The sequence below is a fragment of the Clostridium sulfidigenes genome (assembly GCF_052067195.1).
In the GTDB taxonomy this organism is placed as follows: Bacteria; Bacillota; Clostridia; order Clostridiales; family Clostridiaceae; genus Clostridium_J; species Clostridium_J sulfidigenes.
This window is the reverse complement of record NZ_JBQHQR010000018.1, coordinates 52,554-67,604: the sequence shown is the minus strand read 5'-3', so window position 1 is coordinate 67,604 and position 15,051 is coordinate 52,554. Positions and strand designations below refer to the sequence as shown.

At 28.6% G+C, this 15,051-nt stretch carries 13 protein-coding genes; 11 read left to right on the top strand and 2 right to left on the bottom strand.

Annotation, left to right across the window (positions count from 1 at the left end; translation table 11 throughout):
- Nucleotides 1-424: 424 nt before the first annotated feature.
- Together ACTNBA_RS17095 and ACTNBA_RS17090 are read left to right on the top strand one after the other, a co-directional pair.
- Nucleotides 425-1,042, top strand: a complete 618-nt coding sequence (locus ACTNBA_RS17095) for an LptM family lipoprotein (protein WP_441075505.1) — start codon at nucleotides 425-427, stop codon at nucleotides 1,040-1,042.
- 30 nt (nucleotides 1,043-1,072) lie between these two features.
- Nucleotides 1,073-2,071, top strand: coding sequence for a hypothetical protein (locus ACTNBA_RS17090; protein ID WP_441075504.1), 999 nt, complete (start codon nucleotides 1,073-1,075; stop codon nucleotides 2,069-2,071).
- A gap of 179 nt (nucleotides 2,072-2,250) precedes the next feature.
- Here ACTNBA_RS17090 and ACTNBA_RS17085 read toward each other — a convergent pair whose 3' ends face one another.
- Complete coding sequence (locus ACTNBA_RS17085; protein WP_441075503.1) at nucleotides 2,251-3,516, bottom strand: GGDEF domain-containing protein; 1,266 nt, start codon at nucleotides 3,514-3,516, stop codon at nucleotides 2,251-2,253.
- A gap of 271 nt (nucleotides 3,517-3,787) precedes the next feature.
- On the opposite strand from ACTNBA_RS17085, the gene ACTNBA_RS17080 reads away from it, so the two are divergent.
- The gene (locus ACTNBA_RS17080; RefSeq protein WP_346868471.1) at nucleotides 3,788-4,126 is read left to right on the top strand and encodes a single-stranded DNA-binding protein; all 339 of its coding nucleotides are present in this window, start codon (nucleotides 3,788-3,790) and stop codon (nucleotides 4,124-4,126) included.
- Between the two features lie 132 nt (nucleotides 4,127-4,258).
- Here the strand turns inward: ACTNBA_RS17080 and ACTNBA_RS17075 are convergent, their stop codons facing one another.
- Nucleotides 4,259-5,317, bottom strand: coding sequence for a diguanylate cyclase domain-containing protein (locus ACTNBA_RS17075; RefSeq protein WP_441075502.1), 1,059 nt, complete (start codon nucleotides 5,315-5,317; stop codon nucleotides 4,259-4,261).
- Between the two features lie 210 nt (nucleotides 5,318-5,527).
- On the opposite strand from ACTNBA_RS17075, the gene tagD reads away from it, so the two are divergent.
- The 8 genes from tagD (at nucleotide 5,528) to ACTNBA_RS17035 (ending at nucleotide 14,884) form a co-directional block, all read left to right on the top strand.
- A complete protein-coding gene (tagD, locus tag ACTNBA_RS17070) occupies nucleotides 5,528-5,935 on the top strand; it encodes a glycerol-3-phosphate cytidylyltransferase (protein ID WP_441075501.1) in 408 nt (135 codons plus the stop codon).
- A gap of 275 nt (nucleotides 5,936-6,210) precedes the next feature.
- A complete protein-coding gene (locus tag ACTNBA_RS17065) occupies nucleotides 6,211-7,017 on the top strand; it encodes an ABC transporter permease (RefSeq protein ID WP_441075500.1) in 807 nt (268 codons plus the stop codon).
- A 15-nt stretch (nucleotides 7,018-7,032) separates the two neighbouring features.
- Nucleotides 7,033-7,890 (top strand): ABC transporter ATP-binding protein, encoded by an 858-nt coding sequence (locus ACTNBA_RS17060; RefSeq protein ID WP_150844266.1) that lies wholly within the window; start codon nucleotides 7,033-7,035, stop codon nucleotides 7,888-7,890.
- A 15-nt stretch (nucleotides 7,891-7,905) separates the two neighbouring features.
- The gene (locus ACTNBA_RS17055; RefSeq protein WP_441075499.1) at nucleotides 7,906-10,614 is read left to right on the top strand and encodes a CDP-glycerol glycerophosphotransferase family protein; all 2,709 of its coding nucleotides are present in this window, start codon (nucleotides 7,906-7,908) and stop codon (nucleotides 10,612-10,614) included.
- A 51-nt stretch (nucleotides 10,615-10,665) separates the two neighbouring features.
- Nucleotides 10,666-11,391, top strand: a complete 726-nt coding sequence (locus ACTNBA_RS17050) for a phosphocholine cytidylyltransferase family protein (RefSeq protein WP_441075498.1) — start codon at nucleotides 10,666-10,668, stop codon at nucleotides 11,389-11,391.
- A gap of 19 nt (nucleotides 11,392-11,410) precedes the next feature.
- The gene (locus tag ACTNBA_RS17045) at nucleotides 11,411-12,454 is read left to right on the top strand and encodes an iron-containing alcohol dehydrogenase family protein (protein WP_441075497.1); all 1,044 of its coding nucleotides are present in this window, start codon (nucleotides 11,411-11,413) and stop codon (nucleotides 12,452-12,454) included.
- Between the two features lie 115 nt (nucleotides 12,455-12,569).
- Nucleotides 12,570-13,772 carry a CDP-glycerol glycerophosphotransferase family protein gene (locus ACTNBA_RS17040; protein WP_441075496.1) on the top strand — a complete coding sequence of 401 codons (1,203 nt, stop codon included), beginning with the start codon at nucleotides 12,570-12,572 and terminating at the stop codon, nucleotides 13,770-13,772.
- On the top strand, nucleotides 13,769-14,884 hold the full coding sequence (locus ACTNBA_RS17035) for a CDP-glycerol glycerophosphotransferase family protein (protein ID WP_441075495.1): 1,116 nt from the start codon (nucleotides 13,769-13,771) through the stop codon (nucleotides 14,882-14,884). The genes ACTNBA_RS17040 and ACTNBA_RS17035 overlap by 4 nt, the downstream gene beginning before the upstream one ends.
- Nucleotides 14,885-15,051: the final 167 nt, after the last annotated feature.

Below are 15,051 nucleotides of genomic sequence, written 5' to 3'. Positions count from 1 at the left end.
ATAAGTATAGATGCCAATGGAACTTAAAAAAGATGACTCCTGTTCAATACAGAAATCATCTTTTATCTTAGGGTCTTTTTATAAAATGTCCTTGACTTAGGGTACATTTTATTGAAACTAGTCTCTAATTCTAGGAGCTCTGCTCAATGAAAGAAGAATATTTTAGTATTCTTCTTTTTTGCGTAATAAGCATTTATGCTGAGCCGGTAGGCTGGGAGAGGTTTGGTTTTCCCCATCGGGGTTAAATCTACCCATAATTATAAATCAACAGCTTAGATTTTATAGAATTATTTATCAGTAAAATATATTGAATACGTTTTACATAGACTATATTCTAATGTATAATTGTTCTGACAGTGAATTATTAACAAATAGTAATTGAATTGTTAATAATTAATGACCAAATAAGAGGGGGATAAAATAAATGAAGAGGAAAAGACTAATCGCATTACTTTGTACAGCAACATTTTTATTAGCTGGTTGTGGAAATTCAGGTGAAGCTAAGAATACTAAAGAGGGAGATACAACTGCTGCTACAGAGAATAATGAAAGCATTGAAGTGGACAAGGGTCTTTTAGATGTTACATTAACATTGCCAGCATCAATATTTGAAGGTGAAGATATTAATGCCAAAGCTGAAGAAATGAAAAATGATGGAGCTAAAGAGACTACTGTTAATGAAGATGGTTCAATGACAGTTAAAATGTCTAAGAGTAAACATAAGGAAATGATGACTGAAATGAAAACTTCAGTAATAAAATCCATTGAAGATATAAAAACCTCAGGAGATTATCCTTCCATAAAGGATGTAAAATATAATGATGACTTTACTAATATTACTTTAGAAGTTGTTCAAGCTGAGTACGAGGAAAGTCTGGAGGCTTTAGCTACCTTTGGTATAGGTATAGCTGCATTGTATTACAATGTATATAGCGGTGTAGAAACAGAGAAAATACATATTACTATTGACGAAAAGAACTTCGAAACAGGAGAAGTGTTTGATACCGTTGTATATCCAGATGATTTAGAAGATACTAAATAAAAGTAGAAATTATACTAGGGAGATGAGAATGTGAAGAAATGTAGATTCACCTTTATAATTACAATTATTATGTTAGTGCTTTTAACCGGATGTGGTAATGATAATAATTCAACATCAAAGAAAGTAAAAGAAACAAGTAGTGAAAGCGTAGTTAATATAGGGGAAAAGTTTATTATAGAAAATTATGCTGAAATTACCGTTAAGGGAGTAGAAGTTAGTGATAAGGTAGAGCCACCTAAAAACGATGGGTTTTCTTTAATATATGAGAATGATGATAGTAATAATACATACGTAACGGCTATCTTAGAAGTGAAAAATTTATCTTCTGAAGATGTGGGTATAGACAAAATTGCAAATGTATCAATTAACAAGGATAAATCTAAATATGTAAGTAATCTATTTTTATTATTAACAGATGATGATACAACCTTAAGTGAATATAAAGTATTATCACCACTTTCTTCAGGAATAGTATATTGTTCAACCCAGGTAAGTAAAGATAGCTTAGGAGAATCAACTATTACCTTTATGGTAAATGATAAAAAGTACAATCTAAATTATGATACACTAGCAGTGCCAATAGAGAAAAAGTCTATTAATTTTGGAGATAAACTAGTTGGTGAGGATTATGCTGAATTTACTCTAAAGGCTGTAGAGTATACTAAGGATGTTTTACCTTCAAATCCAGGTGACTTCTATACTCACTATGAAGTAGAAGATACTAATAATATATATATCGATGTAATTACAGAGATAAAGAATCTTAGGTCATCGGATTACGAAGCTAAAAAGTTCTTTAATGCTAAAGTTTTATACGATGGGAAGTATACTTATAATGGATTCATAGTAGCTGAAGAGCCTGATGGATCCTCTCTTGAGAGTTACATAAGTATTGCACCATTAGCAACCACCAAAGTACATTCTCTTATTGAAGTACCAAAAGAGGTAATTAACGGTGAAATGGAGCTATGTATTTACTTCAATGGAGAGAAGCACTATATTAAGTTGGATAAAAATAAAGGAAAGTAATGGAAGGGGGTCAGACCCCATGACATTTAATTCCAGAGATCTGCCAAATGGAAGAAGAATATTTTAGTCTTCTTCTTTTTTTTCTATAATCAGCATTTATGCTGATAGTAAGCTAGAAGCAGCTGATAGTCTACAGCCTCAGGAATAAAACCCCAAGAAGAACATAAAAATATAAAAAGCTAAGAACATGAAGTATATTCTGTTATATAGTATTGGTTTCTTCCATTTTTCTTTGCAACATACAAGTTTTCATCTGCTCTAGATATTAATTTTTTAAAATTTTTCATATTAAAATTATCTTTATATACTGTACATATACCTATAGAAAGTGTTATTTTATTTTCGTCATTGAATAAATTAAGTAAACTAATTTCATACATAATACTATCCATGATTTCTGTTAATCGCTGTTTATTCATTGTAAAACAACCAGCGATAAATTCATCGCCACCGTAACGAATTAATATGTCAACAGAACTTTTAGTGAAAATCTCTGAAATTTTACGCAAACATTGATCTCCTTTTTCGTGTCCATATTTGTCATTAATTTTCTTGAAGTCATCTACATCTATCATCATCACAGAAACAAAGGAATTCATAGTATCTTTAGAATTCATAATATCTTCAAAACATTCATCATAATAACGTCGATTATATGTATTGGTAAGAGTGTCATAATATATTTTCTTTCGTGATTTCTTTATACTTCTTAAATAAATACTGGAAAATATAAAAGAAAGAGATATTGTTGTACACAAAAATAATATTCCTAATAAGAGTATTATTTTATCTCTATAATGTTTATATGTATCCATCCTTATATCCAGTCCTAAATATCCAATGAAATCTCCTTCTAAACTCCAAAGAGGAACACAACTTGATATTACCCTTCCATATTCATCTTCTATAAATGAAAAAGATGGCTTTATTTCATTTAATAAAGTGGTGAAATGATCATTTGAATAAGTAAAACGTTTAATATCCTTTGAAAAATACTCTTCATAGCTCATTTCATCAGTGGCCAATATAGGGACATCCAATAACCAGATTATATCAAGTGGTGTTCCAACTTCACTTTTGAAAAAGTCTTTATTTTCTTCATTTATAGTATATTTAATCTCATTTGGTTTTAACCTATGAACCACATATACACAATCAAAATCGTAAGCAAAGTCGATATTTTCTATCAATGATTGCAGTTCCTTATTTTTGCTATATGAGGCAATATCGGAATAATCCATGTTTACTAGTTTGTCCACATCTTTGTTGCTTAAGGTAATGTGTTTTGCTAATAGAGAAGCAGAATCCATTGCTCCTTCTCCTATAACATTAATAAATTCTAGGGATATGTAATGTGCTGCTAATATAAAGAAGATTAAACTAATAATACAAGTAGATATTGAAAAAATAGTTATAATATAGTTAATGTGATTATTTTTTAGCATTCTAGCAATTCTCCTTATGAAAAAAATATAAGTAAAACTTATTCATTTAAGTGATTTGTTACATTTTTAAATTTTTATATGCGATTTTTTATATACATTTTATAATTATAAACTGATTTTATTAATAAGTGAACAAAATTATCATGGAGTCAGAGGCTTAGCATACAAATTAATAGTTTTGTATGCTTTTTAAATTATTTTAAATATATTGAATAAGATTGTATGTTCGTGTTAATAATTAAAACAAATTAACTTATGGAGGTAATGTTTTATGAATAAAGTAACTTTAATTGGTAACGTAGTAAGGGAGCTAGAATTAAAAACTTATGATGGCTCAGAGGGGAAAGGAAGCTATACTAAGTTTACATTAGCTGTAAATGAGTATAGACATAAAGATAAGGATAACAATGCTGCTTTTATTAATGTAGTTGCCTTTGGTAGGCAGGCAGAAATACTTTACCAATATGTTACAAAAGGCAGTAAGTTAGGGGTTGAAGGAAAGATAAACACTGATAGTTATATTAATAGTAAGGGAGAAAAGAAATATGGTTTCGTCGTTACTTTAGAGAGATTTTATTTCCTAGATATGAAAAAGGAGCAGATAAGTTAAAGGGTACGGGTTCTTTAACTAAACTCTTCATAGCTTTATATTTATATAGTATCCTAAGGAAAATTTTTAATAGTTAAATATGACATATAATCAGACCCCTTGTATTTTGTATCAGGGGTCTGATTATAATTTTTAGTCATTACTACATTTTCTTAAGCTTTGCATATACATTACAATGAGTTCATCTAAATATTGGCTAATTTCTAACCTTTTTTCATAATCAATGTTATCTTCTACTGTCACACATACTTCGTTTAAAACCTCTTGCATGTCTTTAATTTTGTAGTGAAGTTTAGACAACCTTTCATTATTTAGCTCTCCATTACCACAATGAATATTATTATAATTCTTTCCGTGGAACTGATCATGGATTTCTTCTAAAATACTTTCAACATTTTTATTTATACCATCAATGGAGTATACTACCGTATCTGTGGTTACTTTAGTATCTATATCATTATATCTAATTGTAAAATTGCTAAATAATTGATTCAGTATATCTAAAATCTCTTTATTACTACTTTCATTATTTAAAACAATAAGAAATGAATCAATGTCATATCTGCCAATCCAATTTGATTTATTTAAAATTAGCTCTTTAAACATATTAGCTACATCTGCTACTATCTTTTCTTCTATATTTTTACCATACTTGTATCCGATGCTTCTTAAATAATCTATGGTTACCTTAATTATGGACATGGGATATCCGTGAGTGATGCAATTATTTACATCTACAGGTAATCTTTCATCGATATAGTCTCTATTATAGAAACCTGAGATTTTATCAATAATGGTATTATCATTTATTTCATCAATAATGTTATTTAAATTTGAATTATGATCTTTATCATAAAATATATTTCTATCCTTTGATATATCCTTTAAAGTCTCTATAATATATGTTTTGTCATTTACATCCCAAGGCATGGCCATTATTAAATAAACCTTGTTAGAAGTGTATTCTATCTTTATAAATATATCTTTTTTATTTAGTGCCCTCATGGAAATGCAGTTATTACACCTAGTATTTCTTTTCCAAAAATCATAGCATTTACTTTCAATACCTTCAATTTCATTTTCCTTAGCAATCATTGAAGTCATATTTATTGGGTCTACAATTCTAATAACATCACTGATTTTACTTACTAATTTCATTTCTTCCTTTATCCTATTTAATAAGTTATTCATTGTATTTCCCCCCTAAACTTAATTTTAGTATATTTTATCACTTTTTACAAAGAAATGGAATGGGGTCAGACCCCCACCCATTTTATGGGAGGGGGTCTGACCCCGTTACATTTTATTCCAAACAGTTGCTGATTTTCAGATATAGTATTATAATAAGTAATAAAGTAAAATAAAGGAAAAAAAGTAATTTATTTTTGGAGGAATTTAGTAATGAAAAAAGTAATTACCTACGGCACATTTGATTTATTGCATTATGGTCATATAAACATATTAAAGAGAGCCAAGGAGCAAGGAGACTATTTAATAGTAGCTTTATCAACAAATGAGTTTAATGAAGTTAAAGGTAAGACGTGTTATTTTTCATATGAGGAGAGAAAAAAATTATTAGAAGCAATTAGATATGTAGATTTAGTTATTCCAGAAAATAATTGGGAGCAAAAAATTAATGATATAAAGGAATTTCATGTGGATACTTTTGTCATTGGAGATGACTGGAAAGGAAAGTTTGATTTCCTTAAAGAATACTGCAAAGTTATATATTTAGGCAGAACTCCTGAAATATCAACAACTAAAATAAAGCAGGAACTAGGTCTAGGGCAAGTTGCAATAGGAAAATAATATACATTAAAATGGGACTAGTGTTGATTTGCTAGTCCTTATTTTATTGTATAAGATATAAATAAAAACAGAATAAGGTAAATAAGGAAAACTAAACACAAAGATAAAAGTGAGATTATTATTAGAGTTTTTATACATAGGATTTGCATAAAGGTAATAAATCTTGTTAGATGTTAGTTGATGTGATAAAATGATATAAGATTTGAAGAGAAAGATAAGAAAAAATTTTTATAATCATAGTAATTTTTAAGAGAAGATATGATAAAGAGGTAAATATGATAAAGAGCATAAGGTATGTAGTAAGTGAAAATATAAGCAATATATATAGGATTTTTTTAATTGCTAAATATGAAATATTAGCAGAAAACAGAGACTCTAAATTAGGAATACTCTGGAATGTATTAAATCCACTAATTCAAATTTCAACCTATTGGTTTGTCTTTGGAATAGGTATAAGAAGTGGTAAACCAGTAGATGGAATTGAGTTTTTGGACTGGCTATTAGCTGGAATGGCAGTATGGTTTTTTATTAGTCCCTCAATAAGGAAGGGAGTAACGTCTATTTCTTCAAAGATAAAGGTAATAAGAAAAATGAAGTTTCCAGTGAGCATTTTGCCTACAACGGTGGTGGTGGAAGAAGCCATTATCCATATATGTATGCTGGTAATAATTTATGTGATTTTTCTTGTTAGGGGCATGGTACCTAGCCTATACAATTTTCAAGTGTTATACTATTTAATATGTGGTATGGCTTTTTCAGTATCTCTAGCAATGATAACATCAGTGCTTAATATGTTTACAAGAGATGTGAAAAAAATAGTTAATGCAACTATGAGAATGTTGATGTATATAACCCCTATATTATGGACAATGGATAAGATGCCTAAGAATATACAAAAAATTATGAAGTGTAATCCAATATATTATATCGTTCAGGGGTATAGAGATAGTTTCTTCTATCATGAGGGAATATTATCTAATGTTAATGAGATGATAGTGTTTTGGGTAATTATAACGACTATGTTTATAGCAGGTAGTACACTAATGTACAAGTTTAGACATAGATTTGTTGACATGATGTAAAATGGAGTGAAACCAATGGATAATCAGTATTCTGTAGAATTTAAAAATGTGTCTAAGATATTTAAGTTGAAGAAAAGTAAGGGTAAATCAAATCATAGAAATTTTTATGCATTAAAAGATATTAGCTTTAAGGTTGAAAAAGGGGATGTAGTAGGTGTATTGGGAACCAATGGTTCAGGAAAATCTACTCTTTCTTCAATTTTAGCTGGAATATCTGAAGTGGATGCAGGAAGTGTTAAAATAGTAGGGGAGCAATCTTTAATAGCAATAAACACAGGGTTAAATAGTGAGTTAACAGGCCTTGAAAATATTAAAATGAAGGGTGCTCTATTAGGTTTGTCTAAAAAGAGAATAGATGAAATAACTGAAGGTGTTATAGAATTTGCAGAGTTAGGAGATTTTTTATACCAACCACTTAAGACTTATTCTAGTGGTATGAAATCAAGGTTAGGATTTTCTATATCAATAAATCTAAACCCTGATATAGTTATAATCGATGAAGCTTTATCTGTAGGAGATAGCAGCTTTTCAGCAAAGTGTATTAAAAAGATTGAAGAATTCAAAACAGAAGGTAAAACAATATTTTTTATTAGCCATTCCATATCACAAATTAAGAGCTTTTGTAATAAGGGTTTGTGGATTGAAGGTGGTTACCTAATGGAATATGGTGATCTAGAAAGTGTTGCAGATAAATATGAAGCCTTTGTTAATGAATATAAGAAGAAAACACCAAAGGAAAAGAAAAAGTTGAAAAATGAAGCCTTTGAAAAAAGAATTGTAGTGAATAGGGATAAAGATACTGATAGTAAGAGCAAAATAGCATTGTTTTCATGTTTGAAGAAAGTAAAGTGTCTATTGAAGGTTAAAGGATAGAAGGGATATGGCATAATGAAAAACAAGTATATAAAAAATGTATATATTGAAAATGATAAAATTCATATAAAATCTGATAAGGAGCTATCTAAGTTAGTTTTGTTTAGCCCTAAGGTTCTATTAAAGGTTAATTACTTTGAAAATGCAATTGATTTACAAGAGATAATAAAAAATAATTGGTGTTTCTTTGGCGAAAAGTCTCAATTTATACTATGTAATGATGATGAGGAAACAACTTCTCTAAGATTAAATCAAATGAAGACCATGGGTGAAAACTATTTATGTAAAGGTTTTAATTTGAAAATAGGTAAACAAATGTATGTGGTTGATATATTTGTAAATGGAGAAAATGAAGTAGAGCTAATAATAGAAAAGTATAAGGATGAAAGTAGTAGCTATTTTGAAATTGACACAAGCTATATTAGAGAGAATTTCCTACATATTAAAGGACAACTTAAGAGTTATAAACCAGAAGCTAATCATAGTAAAAGTTGTGGCACTGAGGATATGAAGGCTAAGTTAATGATTTACGATAGAAATCAAGAAAACATTGAAGTAAATCCAAGTGAAGTACAAGGAGAAACACTATGGTTTATAATTCATATTGATGAGGTACCAAGGAATGTTGAAGGTAATGTAAATACATTACTAATAATTGAAGATAGAGTTCTTGATGTTAAGTTTAAAGAGGAAGTAAGATTTCAAAAGATTAAGTATGAAGATGAACAGGGCATGAAGAATTTAATTATTAAATCTGAAGATAAAACTAAGAGTTTAGTCTTTGATATAAATGGAAAACTTGCTATAGCACCTATTATTAAAAGGATGAGTTATGAAGATGGTAATATAATAATTAATGGAAACCTTAATGCTACTATAGATGTTTTTCAGGTTCCAGGGGTGGAAACTGTTATTAAGCTCAGTGCTGCAGATAACAGTATAATTATTGCAAATTCCTTAGAAGTAGTACAAGGAAGTTTTAGCTATGTAATTAGCAGCGAAGAAATAGGGGATATAAAAAGAGCATTTTCTGGGGAATGGAATTTAAAGATAGAGATGTTAGAGGATAATGAAGTTTTAGTAAGTGAAGATATATCCTATAAAAATAGTGAAGATGATATTATACTTTCTGAGATGATAAGAGGCGGAAGAGACAATATTTTAATAAAAGCTTACCTTACTGAAGTTGAAAAGAAATTAGCTTTATCAGTAGAAAGCGAAATAAATATAGATCAGATTTTATCAATATATGTTGGAAAGAATAAGTTAAAAATAAAATATAGAACTAAAGAGAATGTTGATAAATTATTGAATTCAAGATTGATAAAAACTAATGTTGCAACTACAAATACAGAGTTGTCATGTAGCAAGGTTGTTAAAAAGGGTAAAAAAACTTATGTTTGTCATTATAAGTGTGATAATGTGAAGGATTTCGTAGATGAGATGCTGTTAAAGGGAGTAACTTTATATACACAAGTTGATACTCAGGAGTTTAAAAATGTCGTATCTGAGATTAATAGATATTCTATTTTCTTTAGTAAGTATGATATAGTACAATCTAGTAAAAAATATAAAAATCTATGTTTAAAATTATATAATGATATATTCTTAAAATGCCCAGTTAAAAAGAAAAGGGTGCTATTTGAAAGTTTTCTAGGAAGAAATGTATCAGGAAATCCTAAGTATGTATATAATTACTTTGTAGAGCAAGGGTTAGATAAAAAGTATGAATTAATATGGATTTTAAATAATACTGAGGATGAGGTAATAGGTAGAGCTAAAAAGGTTAAGAGAAAGACTTTGAAATATTATTATTACATGGCTACAGCTGGTTATTGGGTGTTTAATGCAAGACAAGCTGATGAAATAATTAAAAGACCAGAGGTTTCTTACTTACAAACTTGGCATGGTACACCATACAAGACCTTAGGTAATGATATGTTTAATGCAAGTATGCCAGGGGTTAAAGATGTTAATGACTATAAAGAAAAATTCTATAGAAACTCTAGAAGATGGGATTATCTTATTGCTCAAAATAATTATTCTGCAGAGATATTTAAAAGAGCCTTTTCCTTTGATAAGGTAATGCTTCCTTATGGATATCCGGCAAATGATATTTTATATAAAGGAAATAATGAAAAATACATTAATCAATTAAAGGATAAATTCAATTTACCTAAGGATAAAAAAGTGGTAATGTATGCACCAACATGGCGTGAGGATAATTTTTATAGAAAAGGTCATTATAAAATGACTATGGAATTAGAGCTGGATAAGATGATGAAAGCTCTAGGTGATGAGTATATCTTAATTCTAAGAATGCATTACTTAATTGCGAATACAATTAATGTTTCTGATTATGCTGGGTTTGTGTATGATATGTCTCAAGGCTGTGACATACAAGAGCTTTATTTAGTATCAGATGTAATGATTACAGATTATTCGTCAACTATGTTTGATTATGCAAACTTAAGAAGACCAATGGTTTTCTTTGCCTATGATTTAGATAAGTATACAAATGATTTAAGAGGAGCTTACTTTAGTTTACCAGAAGTGGCACCAGGTCCAGTGGTAAAGACTACTGAAGCAGTTATTGAGTCTTTAGAAAATATATCAAAAGTAAAAGAAGAATATAGAGAAAAAGAAGAAGCGTTCTATAATAAATTCTGTCACCTAGATGATGGATACGCAGCTAAGCGTGTTTATGAGACAGTATTTAAATAAAATATAAATGTAAAATATAAATATAAAATGGATTTATTGGAGGAGAAATAAATGAAAGCAGTAATTTTAGCAGCAGGCATGGGAAGTAGATTAGGAGATATAACTAAGGAAATTCCAAAGGCTTTATTGCCAGTTGAGAATACAACTTTATTAGGAAGAATATTAAATGATATTAAAGCAATGGAAAGTATTGAAGAAATCTTAATAATAACAGGTTATAAATCAGAAAAAATAAGTGAATATGTTAGTGAAAACTTTTCTGAATTAAATATTACTTTAAGATATAATGCAGAGTACAATACAAGTAATAATATTTACTCAGTTCATCTTTGTGAAGAAGAATTAAAAGATGGATTTATATTATTTAATTGTGATATCATATACAATCCATTAATATTAAAGGATATTGATAAAACTAATGATAGCTTTATGATTGTAAACACAAATATAGTTTTAGATGAAGAAGAAATGAAAGTAAAAGTAAATGGTAATAGAATAGTAGAAGTTAGTAAGAAAATAGCACCTAAAGAAGGTTTTGGTGAATATATAGGAATTTTAAAATTTGAAAAGAATGAAGCACAAGCTACATTTGAAGAGATAAAAAGACTTGTTAATAATGGAGAGGTTAATATTTATTACGAAGATGCAATAAATAATATACTTGATAATATTAAAGTTAATGCAAAAGAAGTAAATGAATTTAAATGTACTGAAATAGATACTGAAGAAGATTATAAGAGAGTACTAGATAGTGTAGTACAATTTAACATAAAATAAGAATAAAGAGGCGATTACGTTGGAAAATAAGTTTCAATTACCAAATCTACTTAAAGTTGAACGAAACGTTATTAGTGATATAAAAAGTATTTTAGAAGAAGAAAATATTAAATATTCTAAGTATATATTTGTTGTTGATGAGAATCTAATTAATGTTTATAAGGATAAGATAGATTTTATAATTAACCAATTAGGAGAAGATAATTATATTTTCTGTGTCACTGATAATAGTATAAAGGAAGTTAGTAAGTTAAATGAAAAAGTATTTAATTTTAAGGCAGATTTAATAATAGGATTTGGTGGAGGTAGAGTATTAGATATATGTAAGTACGTTTCTTTTATGAGTAGAGTTAAATTTATAAGTATGCCAACTGCTTTAGCTCATGATGGAATAGCATCACCTATAGCTGTTCTAAAAGATAAAACCGGAATTACAAATAGTTGTGGTTGTGAACCTGCTACTGCAATTTTAATTGATTTAGATATAATTAAAAGTTCACCTCTTATATTAAAACAATCAGGGGTGGGAGATTTAATATCTAATATAGTGGCATTGAAGGATTGGAAATTGGCAAAGAAATATAATGGTGAAAAAATTAATGATTTTGCTGTAATGCTATCAAAAAGTTCAATTGCATCTATAATAACTAGAGAAGAAATGTCATTGGATGATTATAAGTTTTTGGAGACTTTAAGTTATGCATTAATAATGAGTGGAGTAGCTATGGAAATGGCAGGTACTAGCAGACCTTGTAGTGGTTCAGAACATATGATTAGTCATTCCATTGATTACGTATTAGGTGGAAGGGCGCCCCATGGAATTCAAGTAGCCTTGGGTACAATAATTTCCTTAATGCTATATAAGGAAGATTATTCAAACATAATAGATATATATAAGAGATTAGAAATTAGTCTTCCTAAATTGACAAGAGAAGAATTTTTAAGGGTTATGGACTATGCACCTGAAACAAGAAAAGGTAGATACACTATCTTTGATACAATTGATGATAAAAAGGTGTATGAAAATATCTATGAAGAATTGTCTCATATGGGAATATTTTAAAGATGAGGGTTGTTATAGACAACCCTCTTTAAGAGTTTCATAAAATTTACAATAATGGTTGTAATATGAATAAAATATTGTATAATTATGTTAAAGAGTTAGGAGACGAAGAGATATGAATATAGTTAAAACATTAAAGAAGGTAGTATTCTTTTTTGTAACATGTGTTTATAAAAGTCTTTATAAGCATATAAAGGTTGATGAAAAAACAATACTATTTGTGGCTCACTTGGGTAGAGGCTATTTGTGCAATCCTAAGTATGTATATGAATATATGCAAGGAAAAGAGGAATTTAATGACTTTAAATATGTTTGGGCATTAAAAAATCCAAATATAGAAATTAAAGGTGCCAAGGTAATTAAGTATAGAGGCCTTAAGTATTTTTATTATCTTGCAAAATCTAAGTTTTGGGTAATAAATTCTAAATTGCCTGAGTACTGCATTAAGAAGAAAAATCAAGTATATATTCAATGCTGGCATGGGACTCCTTTAAAGAGATTGGCCCACGATATTTCTGTGGCAGAGGAAACAACATTTTTTAGATCTAAGCAAACTAGAGATGAGATGTTAAAGTCCTACGATGTAGATGTAGCTAGATATAATTATTTACTTTCTCCTAATAGACATTCTACTGAAAAATTTATGAGTTGTTTTAATATTGAAAGAGAAAGAGTAATTGAAACTGGATATCCAAGAAATGATTTTTTAGTTAATATAACTGAAGAGAAAATAGAAGAAATTAAAAATAGACTAAATATACCTAAAGATAAGAAGGTAATATTATATTGTCCAACTTGGAGGGATAATAAGTTTAATGATAAAGGTTATTATTTTGAGCTAAAGGTAAACTTTAATATGTGGCATGAAAACTTAGGCAAAGACTGGGTAGTAATTTTCAAACCACACTACTTAATTGCTAATAAGTTTGATTCTAAGGGTTTAGAGGATTTCCTATATATTTTCCCGGAAAATTATGATATTAATGAATTATATGTAGTAAGTGATATTTTAATAACGGATTATTCAAGCACATTTTTTGATTACTCTATTTTAAATAGACCTATACTCTTCTATATGTATGATAAAAAAGAGTATGAAGAGGAATTAAGAGGTTTTTATTTAGATGTAAACAAGGATTTGCCAGGACCAATATTTGAAAATGAAAATGAGTTAATAGAAGCAATAAAAGACAAGAACATATTTGAAACTTATAAGGATACTCTTCAGAAATTTATTGATCAATACCATGAGTTTGAAGATGGACATGCTTCTCAAAAGGTGGTTGAGAAATTAATCATAAAGGAAAGATTAAAATGAAAAATATAATAGTGTATTGTATATTGGCTGTGGTGAATTTAATAACATATCCCCTTAAAGTGAAAAGCAATAAAATTACCTTCATATGTTATTGTAGTGATAAATTGAAGAGGGATTTTAAACTTATTTCAAAGAAATTAGAGAAAGAGAACTCCTATGAATTAGTATATATACTCACTAATTATGAAAATTCACTAAAGGGAAATATAGCATATTTATTTAATTGTATGAAGCAAGTGTATCATGTAAATACATCAAAGGTAGTGCTTTTAGATTATAATAATTTTGTTGTATCTAATTTTAAGAAAAAGGAAGTAAAGGTAATACAAGTTTGGCATGCTTGTGGTGCTATTAAAAAGTTTGGGAATGATATAGAGAGAGAATATCCAATAAAAAATTATGACTATGTTTTAGCTACTTCAGAAGAGTGGAAAAAGCATTACTCAACTGCCTTTGGGGTTAGTGAAGATAGTGTTCTCCCTATAGGAATTCCTTTAACAGACAATCTTTTTTCTAAAGAAAAGATGAGAAAGTACAAAAGACATATGCTTAAGAAATTCCCAAGTATAAAAGGGAAAAAAGTTATAGTCTATGCACCTACATTCAGAGGAGACCCAATATATGATATAAAATATCAAGATATAAATTTGCAATATCTAAAGGAACAGTTGGGAGATGAGTATGTAATAATATACAAGCTTCATCCTTCCTTGGGAGACAGAGTAATTGCCAATGATGAAAGTATTATTGATGGAAACGGTGAAAGTATAAAAAGATTATTTTCCATTGCAGATTACTTGATTTCAGATTATTCATCAGTGATTTTTGATTTCTCAATAATGAAAAAGCCAATGATATTCTTTGTACCAGATTTAGAACAATACAAAAAAGAACGTGGAATATACATGGACTACGAAGAAACTATGCCAGGCCCTATCTGTAAAACTGAAGAAGAAATAGTACAGGCTATTTTAAGCACTTTAAGTGAAGTTCCTTATTCTGATAAAGTAGAAGAATTTAAAAATAAATACTTTAAATATCAAGATGGTAAATCCACTGAAAGAGTAGTGGAGCTAATAGTAAATTTATGTAAGGACGTCAAGTTTATGTAAGGGGGTCTGACCCCCTAACAAAATTTGTAAGGGGGTCAGACCCCAAGGAAAAAAAATCCAGGGGGTCAGACCCCGAGGATTTTTTTTCCAATTCGAAGAAGGATATTTTTTAATATTCTTCTTTTTTCTATTTAAAGATATTTGTTTTAAATGTTTAAAACAAATAT